The 15,615-nt window shown below is 44.5% G+C and carries 16 protein-coding genes and 1 other annotated feature; of the genes, 9 read left to right on the plus strand and 7 right to left on the minus strand.

Annotation, left to right across the window (positions count from 1 at the left end; translation table 11 throughout):
* The 3 genes from M1E09_RS20710 to argS all read left to right on the plus strand — a co-directional run bounded on the left by M1E09_RS20710 (position 1) and on the right by argS (position 4,821).
* Positions 1-1,302, plus strand: a complete 1,302-nt coding sequence (locus M1E09_RS20710) for a hemolysin family protein (RefSeq protein ID WP_456272687.1) — start codon at positions 1-3, stop codon at positions 1,300-1,302.
* A 310-nt stretch (positions 1,303-1,612) separates the two neighbouring features.
* Positions 1,613-2,791, plus strand: a complete 1,179-nt coding sequence (locus M1E09_RS20715; protein ID WP_456272688.1) for an FtsW/RodA/SpoVE family cell cycle protein — start codon at positions 1,613-1,615, stop codon at positions 2,789-2,791.
* Between the two features lie 60 nt (positions 2,792-2,851).
* Positions 2,852-3,058 (plus strand) — a binding site (T-box leader).
* Positions 3,059-3,132: 74 nt separating this feature from the next.
* Complete coding sequence (gene argS, locus M1E09_RS20720; protein ID WP_456272689.1) at positions 3,133-4,821, plus strand: arginine--tRNA ligase; 1,689 nt, start codon at positions 3,133-3,135, stop codon at positions 4,819-4,821.
* A gap of 113 nt (positions 4,822-4,934) precedes the next feature.
* Here argS and M1E09_RS20725 read toward each other — a convergent pair whose 3' ends face one another.
* From M1E09_RS20725 to M1E09_RS20740, 4 genes are all read right to left on the minus strand, one after another.
* Positions 4,935-5,750 carry a DUF368 domain-containing protein gene (locus tag M1E09_RS20725; RefSeq protein ID WP_456272690.1) on the minus strand — a complete coding sequence of 272 codons (816 nt, stop codon included), beginning with the start codon at positions 5,748-5,750 and terminating at the stop codon, positions 4,935-4,937.
* Between the two features lie 84 nt (positions 5,751-5,834).
* Positions 5,835-6,746: a diacylglycerol/lipid kinase family protein gene (locus tag M1E09_RS20730; protein ID WP_456272691.1), complete on the minus strand. Its 912-nt coding sequence runs from the start codon at positions 6,744-6,746 to the stop codon at positions 5,835-5,837.
* 99 nt (positions 6,747-6,845) lie between these two features.
* The gene (locus tag M1E09_RS20735; RefSeq protein WP_456272692.1) at positions 6,846-7,130 is read right to left on the minus strand and encodes a hypothetical protein; all 285 of its coding nucleotides are present in this window, start codon (positions 7,128-7,130) and stop codon (positions 6,846-6,848) included.
* A 73-nt stretch (positions 7,131-7,203) separates the two neighbouring features.
* Entirely contained in the window at positions 7,204-7,353 is a 150-nt protein-coding gene (locus M1E09_RS20740) for an Lmo0850 family protein (RefSeq protein WP_456272693.1), read from the minus strand.
* 214 nt (positions 7,354-7,567) lie between these two features.
* On the opposite strand from M1E09_RS20740, the gene safA reads away from it, so the two are divergent.
* From safA to M1E09_RS20760, 4 genes are all read left to right on the plus strand, one after another.
* Complete coding sequence (safA, locus tag M1E09_RS20745; RefSeq protein ID WP_456272694.1) at positions 7,568-8,188, plus strand: SafA/ExsA family spore coat assembly protein; 621 nt, start codon at positions 7,568-7,570, stop codon at positions 8,186-8,188.
* A 108-nt stretch (positions 8,189-8,296) separates the two neighbouring features.
* The gene (locus tag M1E09_RS20750; protein ID WP_456272695.1) at positions 8,297-8,818 is read left to right on the plus strand and encodes a hypothetical protein; all 522 of its coding nucleotides are present in this window, start codon (positions 8,297-8,299) and stop codon (positions 8,816-8,818) included.
* 102 nt (positions 8,819-8,920) lie between these two features.
* Positions 8,921-9,340 carry a CBS domain-containing protein gene (locus M1E09_RS20755; RefSeq protein ID WP_456272696.1) on the plus strand — a complete coding sequence of 140 codons (420 nt, stop codon included), beginning with the start codon at positions 8,921-8,923 and terminating at the stop codon, positions 9,338-9,340.
* Between the two features lie 123 nt (positions 9,341-9,463).
* On the plus strand, positions 9,464-9,622 hold the full coding sequence (locus M1E09_RS20760) for a hypothetical protein (RefSeq protein ID WP_456272697.1): 159 nt from the start codon (positions 9,464-9,466) through the stop codon (positions 9,620-9,622).
* On the opposite strand, the gene M1E09_RS20765 is transcribed toward M1E09_RS20760, so the two are convergent.
* Positions 9,605-10,108, minus strand: a complete 504-nt coding sequence (locus M1E09_RS20765) for an NUDIX domain-containing protein (RefSeq protein ID WP_456272698.1) — start codon at positions 10,106-10,108, stop codon at positions 9,605-9,607. The two genes, M1E09_RS20760 and M1E09_RS20765, sit on opposite strands and share 18 nt — an antisense overlap.
* Complete coding sequence (locus M1E09_RS20770; RefSeq protein ID WP_456272699.1) at positions 10,105-10,692, minus strand: histidine phosphatase family protein; 588 nt, start codon at positions 10,690-10,692, stop codon at positions 10,105-10,107. The genes M1E09_RS20765 and M1E09_RS20770 overlap by 4 nt, the downstream gene beginning before the upstream one ends.
* Positions 10,693-10,905: 213 nt before the next feature.
* On the opposite strand from M1E09_RS20770, the gene M1E09_RS20775 reads away from it, so the two are divergent.
* Positions 10,906-12,108, plus strand: coding sequence for a DUF819 family protein (locus tag M1E09_RS20775; protein WP_456272700.1), 1,203 nt, complete (start codon positions 10,906-10,908; stop codon positions 12,106-12,108).
* 241 nt (positions 12,109-12,349) lie between these two features.
* Here the strand turns inward: M1E09_RS20775 and M1E09_RS20780 are convergent, their stop codons facing one another.
* The gene (locus M1E09_RS20780; RefSeq protein ID WP_456272701.1) at positions 12,350-13,732 is read right to left on the minus strand and encodes an L-cystine transporter; all 1,383 of its coding nucleotides are present in this window, start codon (positions 13,730-13,732) and stop codon (positions 12,350-12,352) included.
* A 286-nt stretch (positions 13,733-14,018) separates the two neighbouring features.
* Between M1E09_RS20780 and cls the strand changes: the two genes are divergently transcribed.
* Positions 14,019-15,467: a cardiolipin synthase gene (cls, locus tag M1E09_RS20785; protein ID WP_456272702.1), complete on the plus strand. Its 1,449-nt coding sequence runs from the start codon at positions 14,019-14,021 to the stop codon at positions 15,465-15,467.
* Positions 15,468-15,615 lie beyond the last annotated feature (148 nt).

Raw genomic sequence — 15,615 nt, forward strand, 5'->3', positions numbered from 1 at the left:
ATGATTGCTTTAAACCTTTTTCTAGTAGCTTTGTTGATTGGAATGACGGCTTTCTTTGTTGCTTCTGAATTTGCCATCGTCAAAATCAGGTCGACACGGATCGACCAGCTTGTCTCAGAAGGAAACGCAAAGGCAGAAGCTGCCCAAAAGGTCATTTCCAACTTGGATGGGTACTTATCCGCTTGTCAACTTGGCATAACCATCACAGCCTTAGGCCTTGGCTGGCTTGGCGAACCGACCATCGTCGTTTTGCTCAATCCTGTATTTGAAAGCCTTGAAATTCCCGAATCTGTTTCACATGTAATTGCCTTTATCATTGCTTTTAGTGTCATTACGTTCCTGCATGTCGTGATTGGAGAACTCGCTCCGAAAACATGGGCCATTCAAAAAGCGGAACAGATTACCCTGCTTACCGCAAAACCGCTGATCTGGTTTTATAAAATCATGTACCCTTTCATCTGGGCATTGAACGGTTCTGCCCGTTTCATCACCAGGATGTTCGGACTGGGGACCGCCTCGGAACACGAAGTCGCTCACTCGGAAGAAGAACTGAGGATTATCTTGTCTGAAAGTTATGAGAGTGGAGAAATCAATCAGTCAGAGTTGGATTACGTGAATAAGATATTTGAATTCGATAATCGGATTGCCAAGGAAGTCATGGTTCCGAGAACGGAAATTGTCAGTCTGGAAAAGGAGACACCTTTGAAGGAAATTGTCCGCACCGTCAAAAAGGAAGGCTACACCCGCTATCCAGTCACTGAGGGAGATAAAGATACGATTCTCGGGCTCATTAATATCAAGGAGATTCTCACCGACTGCCTGACCAATGATTGCCCTCAGGATCAGCCGGTGCCCAACTATATCAAACCGATTATCAGGGTCATCGAGACCATCCCGATTTCTGACCTTTTGTTAAAAATGCAAAAGGAACGCTCGCATATGGCGCTTCTTATCGATGAATATGGCGGAACGGCCGGCCTGGTAACAGCGGAAGATATAATAGAAGAAATAGTCGGCGAAATCCAGGATGAGTTTGATACAGATGAACGTCCGCTTGTTCAAAAGTTAGGTGAGGAACACTTTATTGTTGATGCCAAGCTCCTGATCAATGAGTTCAACGACCTGATCGGTACAGACCTTTCAGATGAAGATGTCGATACCATCGGCGGTTGGATGCTCACCCAAAAATATGACCTTAAACAAGGTGATTCCCTATTTGAGGGCGGATATGAGATCACCGCTAAAGAAATGGAAGGACACCATATATTTTATGTGGAAGTGAAGAGTAACAATGAGGACTGACCGAGATGATCCGGCAGTCCTCATTGTTTGCCAAGAAGCATTAAATTGTCATTTTAGGGTAATAGAAACAAAGGCACATACATAAGCGGAAACCCGTCTAAATCATTATTGTTCAGGACACCATTCTTTGATAGAGTTAAGAATGGTGTCGTTGTACAACTGAGGCCAATTGAAACGCGAACTGAACGTAAGAATAAGAGAAAAGAACTTTTTCTCCACCCAAAAATTTACTAATAAAAACATTTTCATATTTCCCGGACTTCCATTAAACTGTACTATAGAATTCAATTAGAAATTAAGGTGAATGCACATGGAAACTCGCCAGCGTTTTTCAGATAAAATCGATTGGGGATTAATATTTTTACTGTTTCTCTTTTTCATTGTCAGCGTGGTTGCAATCAGCAGCGCCCAGACATCAGGACAGTATGCCGGGTATAACTTTGTACTGAGGCAGGCCTTCTGGTATGTCGTCGGATTTATCATCATCGGGTTTGCTCTGCTGTTTGATCCCGACCAATATAAAAGACTTGCCTGGTATGCCTATGGGTTAGGGATCTTCCTCCTTGGCTTATTAGTTATCGCACCTTCCAGCATTGCGCCCGTCCGAAACGGTGCGAAAAGCTGGTTTGAACTACCCGGCATCGGGTCTATACAGCCTTCCGAATTCATGAAGACCTTTTTGATCCTTGCTATTGCCAGGGTCATCAGCAGCCACCATGAAGATAATCCTAAAAAAACCTTGAAGACCGATTTCATCTTACTCATGAAAATCGGAGTGGTCGCTTTGATACCGCTTGGATTGATCATGCAGCAGCCCGACTTGGGGACTTCACTCGTGATCATCGCGATTGTCAGCGGATTGATCCTTGTTTCCGGTATCACGTGGAAATTGATCGTCCCTATTTTCACAGGTGTTGCTGCCATTGGAGGTTCAATCCTCGCATTGGTTGTATATGCACCGCAAATACTGGAAAAATATTTGAACGTGCAACCCTATCAGTTCGGCCGTATCTACTCCTGGCTGGACCCTTACAATTATCAAAAGCAGGAAGGCTATCACTTAGTCAACTCTTTGAAAGCGATCGGTTCCGGACAGGTATTCGGCAAGGGTTATCAGGATAAGCAGGTATACATCCCGGAAAATCATACAGACTTCATTTTCAGTGTCATCGGTGAAGAGTTTGGTTTCATTGGCGCCAGCATCATCATCAGTCTGTTCTTCCTGCTCATCTATCATTTGACGAAAACAGCCCTGGACATTAAAGAACCATTCAGCGCCTATGTTTGTGCCGGCGTTATCAGCATGATCACTTTCCACGTCTTCCAGAATATCGGGATGACGATTCAGCTTCTTCCTATCACCGGGATCCCTCTTCCGTTCATAAGCTACGGGGGAAGTGCGCTGATGGGAAATATGCTTGCCCTTGGACTCGTGTTCAGTATGAGGTTCTATCATAAAAACTACATGTTCTCTTCTGATGATTCTTAATTTTCCATTCAATGGGGTTTCCTTTCTTATCGGAAGTGTGTATAATACTCTCTAATAATAATATGTTCGATGACAAAGAGAGTATTTTTGAGGCCAGAACTTCAGAGAACCGGGGATGGTGGGAGCCCGGTGTTCCCCTTGAAATGAAGCGCACTTTGGAGAAGCATATCCGAACCATGCAGTAGGGTATGCCGGGTACATCCCGTTATCTGATGAGCTGCCCTGATTGGGGAAGAAGAGTGGTACCGCGGGAACCCCGTCTCTATTTTAGAGGCGGGGTTTTTTGTATCCTCAAAAACGCTTTTGTCATCCAACACGCACTATTTCTGGAGGTGGAAACGATGAATTTATATGATTTTTATGCCGGGCTGCTGGAGAAGCACCTGAGCAGCGACATGAGCAAGGAAGAAATTAAAGCAGTCATTGAAACACCGAAGTTTTCCCATCAGGGAGACCTTTCCTTTCCCTGTTTTCAACTGGCGAAAAAGAAAAAACAGTCTCCTGCAGCTATCGCTGGCGGACTGGCGCAATCCCTCAACAGCTCTTTCCTGTTGAAGGCGGAAGCGGCTGGACCTTATGTGAACATCTTTTTTAATGGAAAAATGACTGGTGCCGAAATCATGAACGGAATCCTGTCGCAGGGAGATCAATTCGGCAAAAACTCTTTCGGGAAAGATAAAGTCATCACCATCGATATGTCTTCCCCCAATATTGCCAAGCCATTCTCGATGGGTCACCTGCGTTCAACCGTCATCGGCAACTCCATTGCTCTGCTCGCTGAAAAATGCGGCTATGAAACCGTCAAAATCAATTATATCGGTGACTGGGGTACTCAATTCGGAAAGTTGATCACGGCTTACAAGAAATGGGGAGATGCAGATAGAGTAAAAGCCAACCCCATCCCCGAACTATTCAGCCTTTATAAAAAATTCCATGAAGAAGCTGAAGTCGATCCCTCTCTCAACGATGAAGGAAGAAAAGCTTTTAAACTCCTTGAAGACGGCGATCCGGAAATGACTGAACTCTGGACATGGTTTAAGAATGAGTCCCTCTCAGCTTTTGAGGAAATCTATGGACTGCTTGGCGTCTCATTTGACTCCTACCACGGAGAATCCTTTTATAATGACAAAATGGAAGCCGCAGTGGAAGTGATGAAAGAGAAAGGGCTTCTTGAGACGTCTGAAGGTGCAGAGGTTGTCCGGCTGGACGATGAAGGGCTGCCTCCTTCCCTCATAAAAAAATCGGATGGAGCGACCCTCTATGCGACCCGGGATATCGCCGCAGCCCTTTACAGAAAGAAGACCTATGATTTCGCCCACGCCCTTTATGTAGTTGGCCAGGAGCAGACGATTCACTTCCGCCAATTATTTGCCGTGCTGGATAAGCTCGGAATGCCATGGGCTGATGAAATGGTCCATGTTCCATTCGGCCTTTTCCTACAGGATGGCAAAAAAATGTCTACGAGAAAAGGAAGAGTCACACTCCTTGAAGAAGTGCTGAAAGAAGCCATTAACATGGCACTGGCCAACATTAAGGAAAAAAATCCAACTCTGGAGAATGCTGAAGAAACTGCCCGTGCAGTCGGTACGGGGGCTGTCATTTTTCATGATCTTAAAAATGACCGGATGAATGATGTCGAATTTTCCCTGGAGGATATGCTTACATTCGAGGGTGAGACTGGGCCGTATGTTCAATACACACACGCAAGAGCTCAATCGCTGTTAAGAAAAGCCCGTCCACAAGAACAGAAGGAGTTTTCCGGGCTGGAAGACCAGGAAAGCTGGGAACTGATCAAGCTTCTGAACAAATATCCTGAGATGGTTGAAGAAGCTTATAAGAACTACTCACCATCGATAGTCGCTAAATATATTCTGTCAGTCAGCAAAGCCTTCAATAAGTATTATGGAAAAACAAGAGTTTTGGAGGATAACGACGAATTACAATCCCGGCTTTTATTAGTGAAAGCCGTTACCGATATCCTCCATGACGGCTTGAGCCTGCTCGGGATTAAAGCGCCGCCACAAATGTAAGTTGTCGATATTTCCCGAGAAATTTTTATCCCTTCGGTTATCAACACACAAAAAAACAGCCCCATTTTACAAGTCTCTTATACTTGAATTGGGGCTGTTTTACATTATGAAGCTTAAGAATACTCGATACGTCCTAACACTCTCGCAAAGAAGAGGCCAACCAGGAATGTAACAACACTCGCCACGATAAGGCCCGTATCTTCCGGAATCCCCGGATAGATGACAACGATCGACCCGATGACAAGGCCGATAATGAGTGCATATGTCGCTGATGAATACTTTTCCAAGAAGAACTTGATCACTTTACTCATGACGATGATTCCGATAAGGATACCTAGTCCAACCACAAAAATGATATCAAGTTGAAGATTGGAAATACCGCTGATGACAGTAGAATAAACTCCGATAATCAGCAGAATGAAGGAACCGCTTATGCCAGGCAGGATCATTGCGGCGCTTGCAATGAAACCTGATAAGAACAACATAGTATACGTTCCTGCCGTCATTTCTTGAATGACAGCCGATTCTTCCGATTTGAAGAATATCATGGAGGCTACGATGGCAGCCCCAATAATCAGGAGCACATAATGGGCCGGCTTAAAATTGTGTTTCATCTCTGACTTTTTCGCCAGGTATGGGATCACTCCGATGATCAGCCCCATGAATAAAAATTGCGTAGGAGCGGGATAGTGTTCAAAAAGCCATTCAATCAGCCTGGCCAATAATAGAATGGATGTTACGACTCCAACCCCAAGGGGAATCAAAAACCGCAAATGCGTTTTCCATTCTTTGCTGAAAATACCGTTAATGGCTGCGATCAAACGATCATAGATGCCAAGCATTACCGCGATTGTTCCGCCGCTCACTCCTGGTATAACATCACTCGCGCCCATTATCATACCTCTATATATATTTTTCCATTCCCACATTAGATGATCTCCTTTATATTTAAAACTTTAAACTTACTGCTTGTCCATGTCCTTCCACATTTTATCATCATTAGCGATTATTATCTATTCCTGATCTTTCTCTTCCTTCCCGACAATGAACGGGATATGGTGTTTCATTACTTCCAATCTGGCCGGGGTTTCCGTATATACCTCCCCGTCCATATCGATATTCTGGATGGATGCAGTGTCTATCGAGGCCGTGTGCGCTTGGAAGTGCAGGATTTCACCACTCTCTTCATTGAGCTTACCCGTTCCCTTGGCAGCCATCACCTCTTTTAAAAGCCGGAATCCTGCTTCTTTTATAATAAAGATGTCGATTAATCCGTCATTATACTTTTGCGGGGGCAAAGGCAGCTCGCTGGTGCCGATAAACCGTCCATTAGCCACGAACACCATGACAGCCTCTTCCTCTACAGCCCTCCCATCTATTTCTGCCCTGAAGGTAAAGCTTTTCGCTTCCTGCAAGGTTTGGAACGCACTGAGATAATAGCTTAGCTTGCCAAATACTCCTTTCACCGCTTCATTGACATTCCTGGAAGCATCGGCAATAATTCCGATTCCCCAGAAGTTTGAAAAATACCGGTCGTTTGCTTGAACGATATCGATTGCTTCAGTTCCCCCATGCTTGATTAGCAGTGCAGCCTGCTTTATATCTTGCGGGATTCTTAATGAACGGCTGAAATCATTGCAGGTACCGGCAGGAAGGATGGCGGTTTTTGGCCTGAATGACAATTCTGCCATCCCATTTATGCATTCATGGACCGTTCCATCCCCGCCGAGAATAATAATGAGCTCATAGCATTCCCCTCTCTCCCGGCAAATCCGTTCTGCGTCCGACTTACTCTTCGTCCCGTAAATCGTGAGTTCATCGCAGCAGGAAGAAAGTTCACCTATGCAATTACCCAAGGTTGTATCGATATCATCCTGCCCGGCATTTCCGTTATAGATCAACAATGCGGTTTTATATTGATTCATGTCCTTCAGCCCCCAACCAACTAGTTTGACAATTCATACTCTACTATTACCACTTCTGCAAAATAAAAAAACACCTAACAAAAATGTTAGATGCGGGGTTTAAGCCGTATTGGAGTCATCTTGGGGAACCGTTTTCATAGCTTTGTAAGCAAAGGCCAATCTTCCTTTTATATAAGATTGGGGATCATAGGCAATATTTTCATTTTTAATCCTGTGTATCTCTACCTCGGCAAAAGTTCCCAAGGCACGGCAAATATTATCCAATGCCAGTTTAAGAGCTTGCGGATCGTTCACCAGCTTCCTGTTCATACACTGATACGAAAGTTCGTCTGCTTTGCGTCTAATCCCTTTCAGCGTTTCTACATCAAACATGGAATCAGGCATAACTCATCCTCCCCTTCCTTTATTAGAGTATATCGAATAAAAGAGGGGATTATGTCTGTCCCATTTTTTGTTTTTATGAATCGTGTGACAAGGGTTTCGGGAGCGGTTGAAGATTTTTTAAAGATTGAAAAACTTCCCGTCTCGATTTTGTCTTGGTAATATTCACACCGACTTTTGAGAGCTTTGAAACGACTTTCTTTAACCGTTCATTTTCGTTTGTCACTGTTTACACCCTCTTCATAAAATTGTCTCTGCTATTTTCTACGAATGAGATTCAGATTTGGTTTCATTTTTTCCACTTATGATTCATTTTATATTACCACTTACGATTCATTTTATATTACCACTTACGATTGTTTCTAACCTTTTTTTGAAAATTTTTTTACTTTTTTTCTGCAACTTACATAATACAGGATTTATTAGCCATCTTAAGTATCATGAAAACAAAAATTATTTCCATAGTCGTTATGTTGTCTTTGTCTTTTGGATTAATAGCACCAACCATCTCACATGCTGCTGATGTGTACTATGTACAGAGAGGAGATACTCTCTGGAAGATTTCAAAAAAATATCAGATCGGACTTTCTGAAATTATTGGAGCAAACTCTCAGATTCCGAATCCTGACCTCATTTATCCTGGACAGAAGATCAACATCCCTAACATCGATTCAGTTAAGGGGGTTGAAGGTGAAGTCATCAGGCTGACGAACCAGGAGCGTGCGAAGAATGGCCTTTCGCCTCTGCGTGCCGACTGGCAGCTGTCAAGGGTTGCCCGCTACAAATCAGCAGACATGAGAGATAAAGGATATTTCTCCCATACGAGCCCAACGTATGGATCGCCTTTCACAATGATGAAAAACTTTAACATCAACTACCGCGCTGCCGCTGAGAATATCGCAGCCGGCCAGCCGAGCGCCCAGGCAGTTGTAAAAGCCTGGATGGAAAGCCCCGGCCACAGAAAGAATATCTTGACGCCCAATTACACTCATATTGGTGTCGGCTACGTTAAGGGAGGATCTTACGGAGCCTACTGGACTCAAATGTTCATACAAAAATAAGGAGATGAATTTCGAGCGGAGCTGCCCATTGGCAGCTCTGTTTTCTTTTTTGCTCTATTTATGTCTCCCAAGCATATACATGTACAAAATGCTTTGGGAGGCGATGGTTTGAGAAAATTGAAGGTAATCGTGTGCTCTGCAATCACCCTGCTTGCTTTATTGCTGCCCTTTTCAGCAGCATTAGCGGAGGACCCGATAATTGAAAGTATCGACCAGAAACTGCAATCATCAGATCCTTATTATCAAAAAGGCTCTGCGGCAGTAATGGATTTCACTGATATCAGGATGGATATTGCCGTTTCAGAAGAAGAAGTCGAGCAGCAGAAGGTGAAAATGGTTTTTGTTCAGTATGAGAACGAGCGGGATACACTATTCACCTTTAATAAGCAGGAAATCTTTTACTACAGCCTGGACAACAATGTGCTGCTGGAAAACGATGCGGTCATCGGAAATAATGAATCAAACGATTTCATTGGGGATCATCAGGACGACTACCGAAAACAAATCAGCCCTGGGTCTCTCGCTTTAATCCTCTTCCTCATATTTGCTGTTATTTTTGTCTTTCCTTTAGTCATTATCCTATTCAACAAAAATGCTCCTTCTGATGAGATGTATCACTATGAACTGTAATTGGTAAATCTGGATGTACTTTCGTTTCGGCAGACCGAATAAAACCAATCGGATTCCCTATACTATATGTGTACTGACCACTACTTTCAAGGGGGAATCAGAATGCAAGTACGTGATGTAATGACAGCTAATGTTGAAGCTTGTACAGCACAAGATTCGTTTCAGTCCGCAGCAAGCAAAATGAGCTCATTAGGGGTTGGAGCTCTCCCGGTAATTCAAAACGGGCAGGTTGTCGGCATGGTAACAGACCGGGACCTTGTAGTGAGAGGGTTATCCCAAACCACAGGTGCCGGAAACATCAGCGGAGTCATGTCACAGAACGTGGTCACTGTTTCTCCAGATGCCTCGGTTGAAGAAGCTGCAGCATTAATGGCGCAGAATCAAGTACGCCGCCTTCCTGTTGTGGAAAATGGGAACCTGGTAGGGATGCTGGCACTGGGAGACCTGGCAGTACAACAGCAGTCCGACCAGAGAGCCGGAGCTGCACTCAGTGAAATTTCTGAGAACGATCACCTTCATTAATTCCTAAAAACGTCCTCATTTGAGGGCGTTTTTTATGGTTATTTTTTCATGAACAGGAAGGAATTTGCGTGTTTTTGTCGAAACCTTCTTTTACAGAGATGATGTTAAAAGGAGGCAAAAGCTATGCGTTCAGCAAAACACAATCGCCGTTTACCCCGCAGCTACCGCCGGGAAAAACAAAAAATGGCGCTGGTCGATAATTTAGTCGATTTTCTGTATATGATGATTGGGATTACGATGATTACTTGTGTACTGCTGCTTGTTTTAAATTATGGAATGTAACTCTCCTTCAGCTGCTTCCTGCAATATCTCCACAGCCAATTCATGATCGTCCATTACATAAGGCACCTCCCGGGGTTCTGCCCAAATACGGCAGGTTGACTCATTATCCCTTAGAAAAGGCAGCACTTCTTCAATATCCATACGGTAAAAAAGCTGGTACCCCACCACAGGGTACTTTCCTTTTGGATCAAAGCCGGGATTGTTTTCATGGCTGACTTTAATCATCCCGATCTGCCCAGCTCTCCCTTTTACATATCCTTCTTCCATTGCTTCCCGGGCAAATGCTTCTTCCGGACTTTCCCCTTGTTCTATATGGCCTCCCGGAAAATTAAAACCTCTTCCTTTAATATTGACGAGAAGCACCATTCCGTTATAAAAGCAGCAACCATGGACACTTGTCACTTTATCCAGGGGCGGCAGTTCTTTTGATACAATCCATGTCAGTTCGACGAGACCGCTTTCCCATTGCACTCTTACCGTATTCATACGCTTCCCTCCATGGCAGGAGCCGTCCATAAACGAGTGACATTGAATAGCTCATCACCCCTGAATTCAAGCTTGTATATGTCAGGTTTCGTCGTACTCCTCCAAAAATCAAGTGTTCCATACTTCTTATCCCAGGCACCCATCGTAATCGCCATAATATGACCATGGATGCCGATTGCAATCCGCTGTCCCTCATGTTTCTCCAAAACATCCTTCAGGGCTGCTGCGCCTCTTTCTTTTACTTCATTATTGGTTTCGCCGCCGGGCAATCGAAAGTAGGGGTTTTCAAAGACTTCCTGCATGGCCTTTAGTGTATCTTCTATCCGATAATCCTTTGCCGCCAAGTCCCTCTCACGAAACCGTTCGTCGACCTGAACGTCAAGGTGTAACGCGTCTGCCAAACCTTGCACCGTTTGAATCGCCCTTGTATAGGAACTTGAGTAGACAACATCGAGGTTCTCTTCTAAAAGCAACGTTTTAACACGGCCTGCATCTTCCATCCCTCGAATGGATAAGCCCCTTGTTTCCTCTTCTTCCAGGTTGAAAGCAGAATGTGCATGCCTGACCATATAGATAATCGTCATGGTTTATTCACCAATCCTTTCAACCTTCATTTCGTCACCTGCCGGCAAATTCCTGCCTTTGCGGATGGCAATTTTATGTTTTGTAAGTTGTGATCATTTTGAAATTTTACTAATATAGCAATTTTATCATTATTCACCCTTATTAAAATTCCGGGTTTAAAGCGCTTTCAATGATATGATGTGAAAGTATTTTAAGTTCAGGAGGTATTTATAATGCTAGATTTCAACACACCACTAATTCAAGAGCCTATGGGCATCTTTGCCTATCTGGCAGCCGTCGTCGGTTTAATCTTTGTCCTGGGAGAATCGAAAAATCCTTCTCTGCAAAAGTTTTTTCATTATGCCCCCCCACTAATTTGGACTTATTTCATTCCGATGCTCTCGACTACATTTGGAATCATTCCAGACAGTTCTGATTTATACAGCTTTGTCTCTACATACATTCTGCCTGTAGGCCTGCTTTTGCTGTTGCTTTCAGCCAATGTTCCGGCCACTCTCAAATTAGGTCCGAAAGCGATCATGATGTTTCTGGCTGGTACAGTGGGCGTTATAATCGGCGGACCGATTGCCCTGGCAATCTTCCAGCCTCTTCTTCCTGAAGAAGCTTGGACAGGTGTCGCTGCTCTTGCAGGAAGCTGGATTGGCGGAAGTGCCAACATGGCGGCAATGATTGAAGCAACAGGCACTCCCAACTTTGTATTGTCACCGATTATTGTCGTTGATACTGTCGTCGGCTATGGCTGGATGGGAATCATGATTTTCCTTGCCAGCTTTCAACATAAGTTCAATAAGTGGAATAAGGCAGATAATTCCGTTATTCAAAAAGTAAATGAGGACATGGGGGAACTTCAGCGCAAAAACTCCCGCCCAATTGATGTACCTCAATTGGCGGCCATTCTAGGTCTCGGTTTCGGAGTAGCCTATGTCGTACGCATTTTCGCTGAAACCCTGCCGCAGACCTCCGTGTTGTCTGCAGGGACATGGACAATCATGATCATTTCGGCTATCGGTATCATCCTTTCTTTTACGAAGGTCAGCAAACTGGAAAACTACGGAGCGAGCAAAGTGGGATACGCCGGGATCTATATCCTGTTAGCCACTATCGGGGCCAAAGCCGATTTAGCGTATGTATTTGATGCTCCTCAATATGTACTGATGGGGATTGTCTGGCTGGCGATTCACGTCCTGGTCATCTTCCTTGCTGCACGACTGCTTCGTGCACCTTTATTCTTTGTTGCTGTAGGATCTCAAGGGAACATCGGCGGTACAAGCTCTGCACCTGTCGTGGCATCGGTATTCCAGCCGTCCCTAGCACCTGTCGGATTACTGATGGGTATCATGGGGAATGTCGTCGGCACCTATGCAGCCGTTGCCTGTGCGATGCTCGCGGAATGGGTCAGCGGATTTTACTTTTAAACTTGATCATTTAATAAGCGAAACTCCCCGTGGGTTTTGCTTTTTTTGGTCGGGAAGGCCTCGTCGGTATTTTATATCAAGCTCTTTCTATTCCTCTGGTAAACACTTAGATTACCTTATCTCTTATTGCTTCTCGCCGAAAAGTAAAGACTGCGCTCGTTTTTCCTCTTTTATTAATAGGTTTTTTTAAAAAACCTAAAAAAAGACCCGTCCGGATGTAAAACCGGACAGGCCCCGCCTTCTATCCTTCTGCGGCAGAAGGATCATTATAAACTTCTGTATCCATTTCATCGGTCAATTTGCTCGTAATCAAGCCTGAGGTCATCGCTCCGCTGACATTGACCGCAGTTCTTCCCATATCAATTAGCGGTTCAATCGAAATCAGCAAACCGGCGAGTGCGATTGGCAGGTCCATCGCTGACAGAACCAGAATGGCGGCAAATGTTGCTCCTCCTCCGACACCGGCGACACCGAAGGAACTTATCGCCACTATGACGATCAAAGTAAAGATAAACGAAGGTGTCATCGGATTAATACCGACCGTCGGTGCAATCATGACTGCTAGCATGGCAGGATAAATACCCGCACAGCCATTCTGTCCGATCGACAAACCAAAAGATCCCGAGAAGTTTGCAATCCCTTCCGAAACGCCCATATGCTTCGTTTGGGCATTGATTGTCAGAGGCAATGTTCCGGCACTGGAACGTGAAGTAAAAGCAAACGTCAGAACCGGAAATGCTTTTTTCAAATAGGTGATTGGATTCAACCCGGCCATCGTCAGCATAATTAAATGAATGGCCAGCATGACGATAAGGGCAGCATAAGAAGCGGCGACAAATTTGCCGAGCTTCAATATCGCATCAAAGTCACTTGTTGCAACAGTTTTCGCCATGATGGCAAATACACCATACGGGGTAAGCCTCAATACCAGGGTTACGACTCGCATGACAATGGCATATATGGCATCCACAATTTTTTTGAAGAATTCTGCTGTTTCCTTTTCCTTTCGATAGACTCCAAGATATGCCACTCCGATAAAAGCAGCGAAGATGACGACGGCAATCGTAGAAGTCGCCCTTTCTCCCGTAAAGTCGAGGAACGGATTTGCCGGCAGCAGCTCCAGTATTCTTTGCGGATAGCTTTGATTTTGCAAGGCATCGGAACGTTCCTCAAGCTGAAGTCCACGTGAGGTTTCCGCGTCTCCCTGTTCGATTTGAATTGCTTCCAGACCGAAGCCTTGGGTTGCAGCAATCCCGACTGCAGCGGCGATGGCGGTTGTACCGACTAGAAGCCCAATGATCAGAACGGCGATTTTGCCAAGGTTGTTCCCAAGCTTAAGCTTGGTAAAAGCAGAAAGAATCGATACAAAGACAAGAGGCATGACAACCATCTGCAAAAGCTTGATATAACCAATTCCGACAATGTTATACCATTGGATTGAATCAGCCAACGTTTCATCGGTCGGTCCGTACAGCCATTGCAGAACAAAACCGAAGACAATCCCTAAACCAAGTGCGGCAAATACTCTTTTAGAAAAGGATAAATGCTTTTTCTGCATGTAGAAAAGGATACCTGCGATAACGAGAAAGGCAGCGATGTTTGCAAGAAGCAGCCAACTGTTCATTTCTTTCCCTCCCTTTTTCATCATGATGGATGACAGCCCTAAAAAACTGTCGCTACCATCTTATGAAAGAAGATAGGCATGTATGTTATTTGCAGGGCTTTGGGCTTAATTTAAGCCCGTCCCCTAACTTTCAGGCAGGCAAAAGAGAATCTATTTATACCCTGTCACTAGCAGCAAAACCTAATTTTTACAGTGAACAACCGGAAACCCGGTCCGTATTATGATAAAATGACTTAGTACGAAGGAACTCAACTGCCGTCTATTACATTTGTCAGAGGAGAATTATATGGATATCCTGACTATTTTTCTTACGGTCCTTGTGGTTTTGAATATCGCTTTCGCCTGTGTCGTTGTTTTCCTGGAAAGGCGCGATGCCGGTGCCACATGGGCTTGGCTTATGGTTTTGCTTTTTATTCCGGTTCTCGGGTTCATTCTCTATCTGATTTTTGGGCAGAATTTAACCCGAAAACGATTGTTTCAGTGGGACGATATTACGAAAATTGGGATCGAAGAACTGATCGCCAGACAAATAAGCGACATTAAGGGAGACAGTTTCCCTTTTAGAGACAGTACGGTCAGGTCTAATAAAGAATTGATTTATATGCATTTGATGAACAATGAAGCTGTCCTCACCCAGGATAATGACATCACTGTCTACACTCATGGGGAAGATAAGTTCGAGGCGCTCCTAAAGGATATTAAGGCGGCTGAAGATCATATTCATTTTCAATATTACATACTGCGAAAGGATGCATTGGGGAAAAGGATCCTGCGTGCTTTGACCGAAAAAGCCCGGGAAGGCCTTAAAGTGAGGGTTTTATACGATGAAATGGGTTCGAGAACCTTAAATAAACGATTTTTCCGTGAATTGATCACTGCCGGCGGTGAGGTGGAAGTTTTCTTCCCTTCACGGATTCCTTATATCAATCCACGGCTGAACTACCGGAATCACCGGAAACTCGTCATCATCGATGGGGTAACTGGTTATGTAGGGGGCTTTAATGTCGGAGATGAGTATCTGGGGCTCGATCCTAAGTTCGGCTATTGGAGAGATACCCATTTAAGGCTGGAGGGCAGTGCCGTCCATGCGATGCAGACGAGGTTCATTCTTGACTGGAACCAGGCATCCGCTTCACGGGATATTTCTTTAGACTACAGATACTTTCCAGATGTTTCGTTCACGGGAAATGCCGGGGTACAGATTGTCACGAGCGGCCCTGATTCTGAATGGGAGCAAATCAAGAACGGCTATATCAAAATGATTTCTTCAGCAAAGAAATCCATTTACATCCAGACCCCTTATTTCATTCCTGATGCAAGCCTCCTCGATGCATTGCGGATTGCGGCCCTTTCAGGCATTGATGTAAGAATCATGATCCCAAACAAACCTGACCATATGTTTGTGTACTGGGCAACTTTTTCTTACATTGGCGAAATGCTTAAGGCAGGTGCACGGATTTATATTTATGACAATGGCTTCATCCACGCCAAAACCATTGTCGTCGACGGTGAACTCTCTTCAGTTGGAACAGCAAATATTGATGTCCGAAGTTTTCGGCTGAATTTCGAAGTGAATGCTTTTATCTATGATGTTGACCTATCAAAAGAGCTGGGTTCAATTTTCCTGAACGATATTAAGCTTTCGAGAGAGCTTACAATGGAGGAATACTTGAAGCGCCCGCTGTGGATCCGGTTCAAGGAATCGATTTCAAGGCTATTATCACCCATACTCTGATCTTCAAAAGAGACTGGGACAAAACCTTAAAAAAAGACTCTTTTCGCAAAGAATGTATCTGAGTAACAAGAATGGATTTCCGCTCCAGGTGCACGACTCCGCGGGGCGGGCGGTGAGCCTCCTCGGCTTTGCCTGCGGGGTCTCACCT

The sequence above is a fragment of the Bacillus sp. AK031 genome, from assembly GCF_053903065.1.

Excerpts from the sequence above, each read along its gene's own strand:
- M1E09_RS20710 (WP_456272687.1), top strand. The coding sequence starts at position 1 with ATGATTGCTTTAAACCTTTTTCTAGTAGCTTTGTTGATTGGAATGACG.
- M1E09_RS20715 (WP_456272688.1), top strand. The coding sequence starts at position 1,613 with ATGGAAACTCGCCAGCGTTTTTCAGATAAAATCGATTGGGGATTAATA.
- argS (WP_456272689.1), top strand. The coding sequence starts at position 3,133 with ATGAATTTATATGATTTTTATGCCGGGCTGCTGGAGAAGCACCTGAGC.
- M1E09_RS20725 (WP_456272690.1), bottom strand. The coding sequence starts at position 5,750 with ATGTGGGAATGGAAAAATATATATAGAGGTATGATAATGGGCGCGAGT.
- M1E09_RS20730 (WP_456272691.1), bottom strand. The coding sequence starts at position 6,746 with ATGAATCAATATAAAACCGCATTGTTGATCTATAACGGAAATGCCGGG.
- M1E09_RS20735 (WP_456272692.1), bottom strand. The coding sequence starts at position 7,130 with ATGCCTGATTCCATGTTTGATGTAGAAACGCTGAAAGGGATTAGACGC.
- safA (WP_456272694.1), top strand. The coding sequence starts at position 7,568 with ATGAAAACAAAAATTATTTCCATAGTCGTTATGTTGTCTTTGTCTTTT.
- M1E09_RS20755 (WP_456272696.1), top strand. The coding sequence starts at position 8,921 with ATGCAAGTACGTGATGTAATGACAGCTAATGTTGAAGCTTGTACAGCA.
- M1E09_RS20760 (WP_456272697.1), top strand. The coding sequence starts at position 9,464 with ATGCGTTCAGCAAAACACAATCGCCGTTTACCCCGCAGCTACCGCCGG.
- M1E09_RS20765 (WP_456272698.1), bottom strand. The coding sequence starts at position 10,108 with ATGAATACGGTAAGAGTGCAATGGGAAAGCGGTCTCGTCGAACTGACA.
- M1E09_RS20770 (WP_456272699.1), bottom strand. The coding sequence starts at position 10,692 with ATGACGATTATCTATATGGTCAGGCATGCACATTCTGCTTTCAACCTG.
- M1E09_RS20775 (WP_456272700.1), top strand. The coding sequence starts at position 10,906 with ATGCTAGATTTCAACACACCACTAATTCAAGAGCCTATGGGCATCTTT.
- M1E09_RS20780 (WP_456272701.1), bottom strand. The coding sequence starts at position 13,732 with ATGAACAGTTGGCTGCTTCTTGCAAACATCGCTGCCTTTCTCGTTATC.
- cls (WP_456272702.1), top strand. The coding sequence starts at position 14,019 with ATGGATATCCTGACTATTTTTCTTACGGTCCTTGTGGTTTTGAATATC.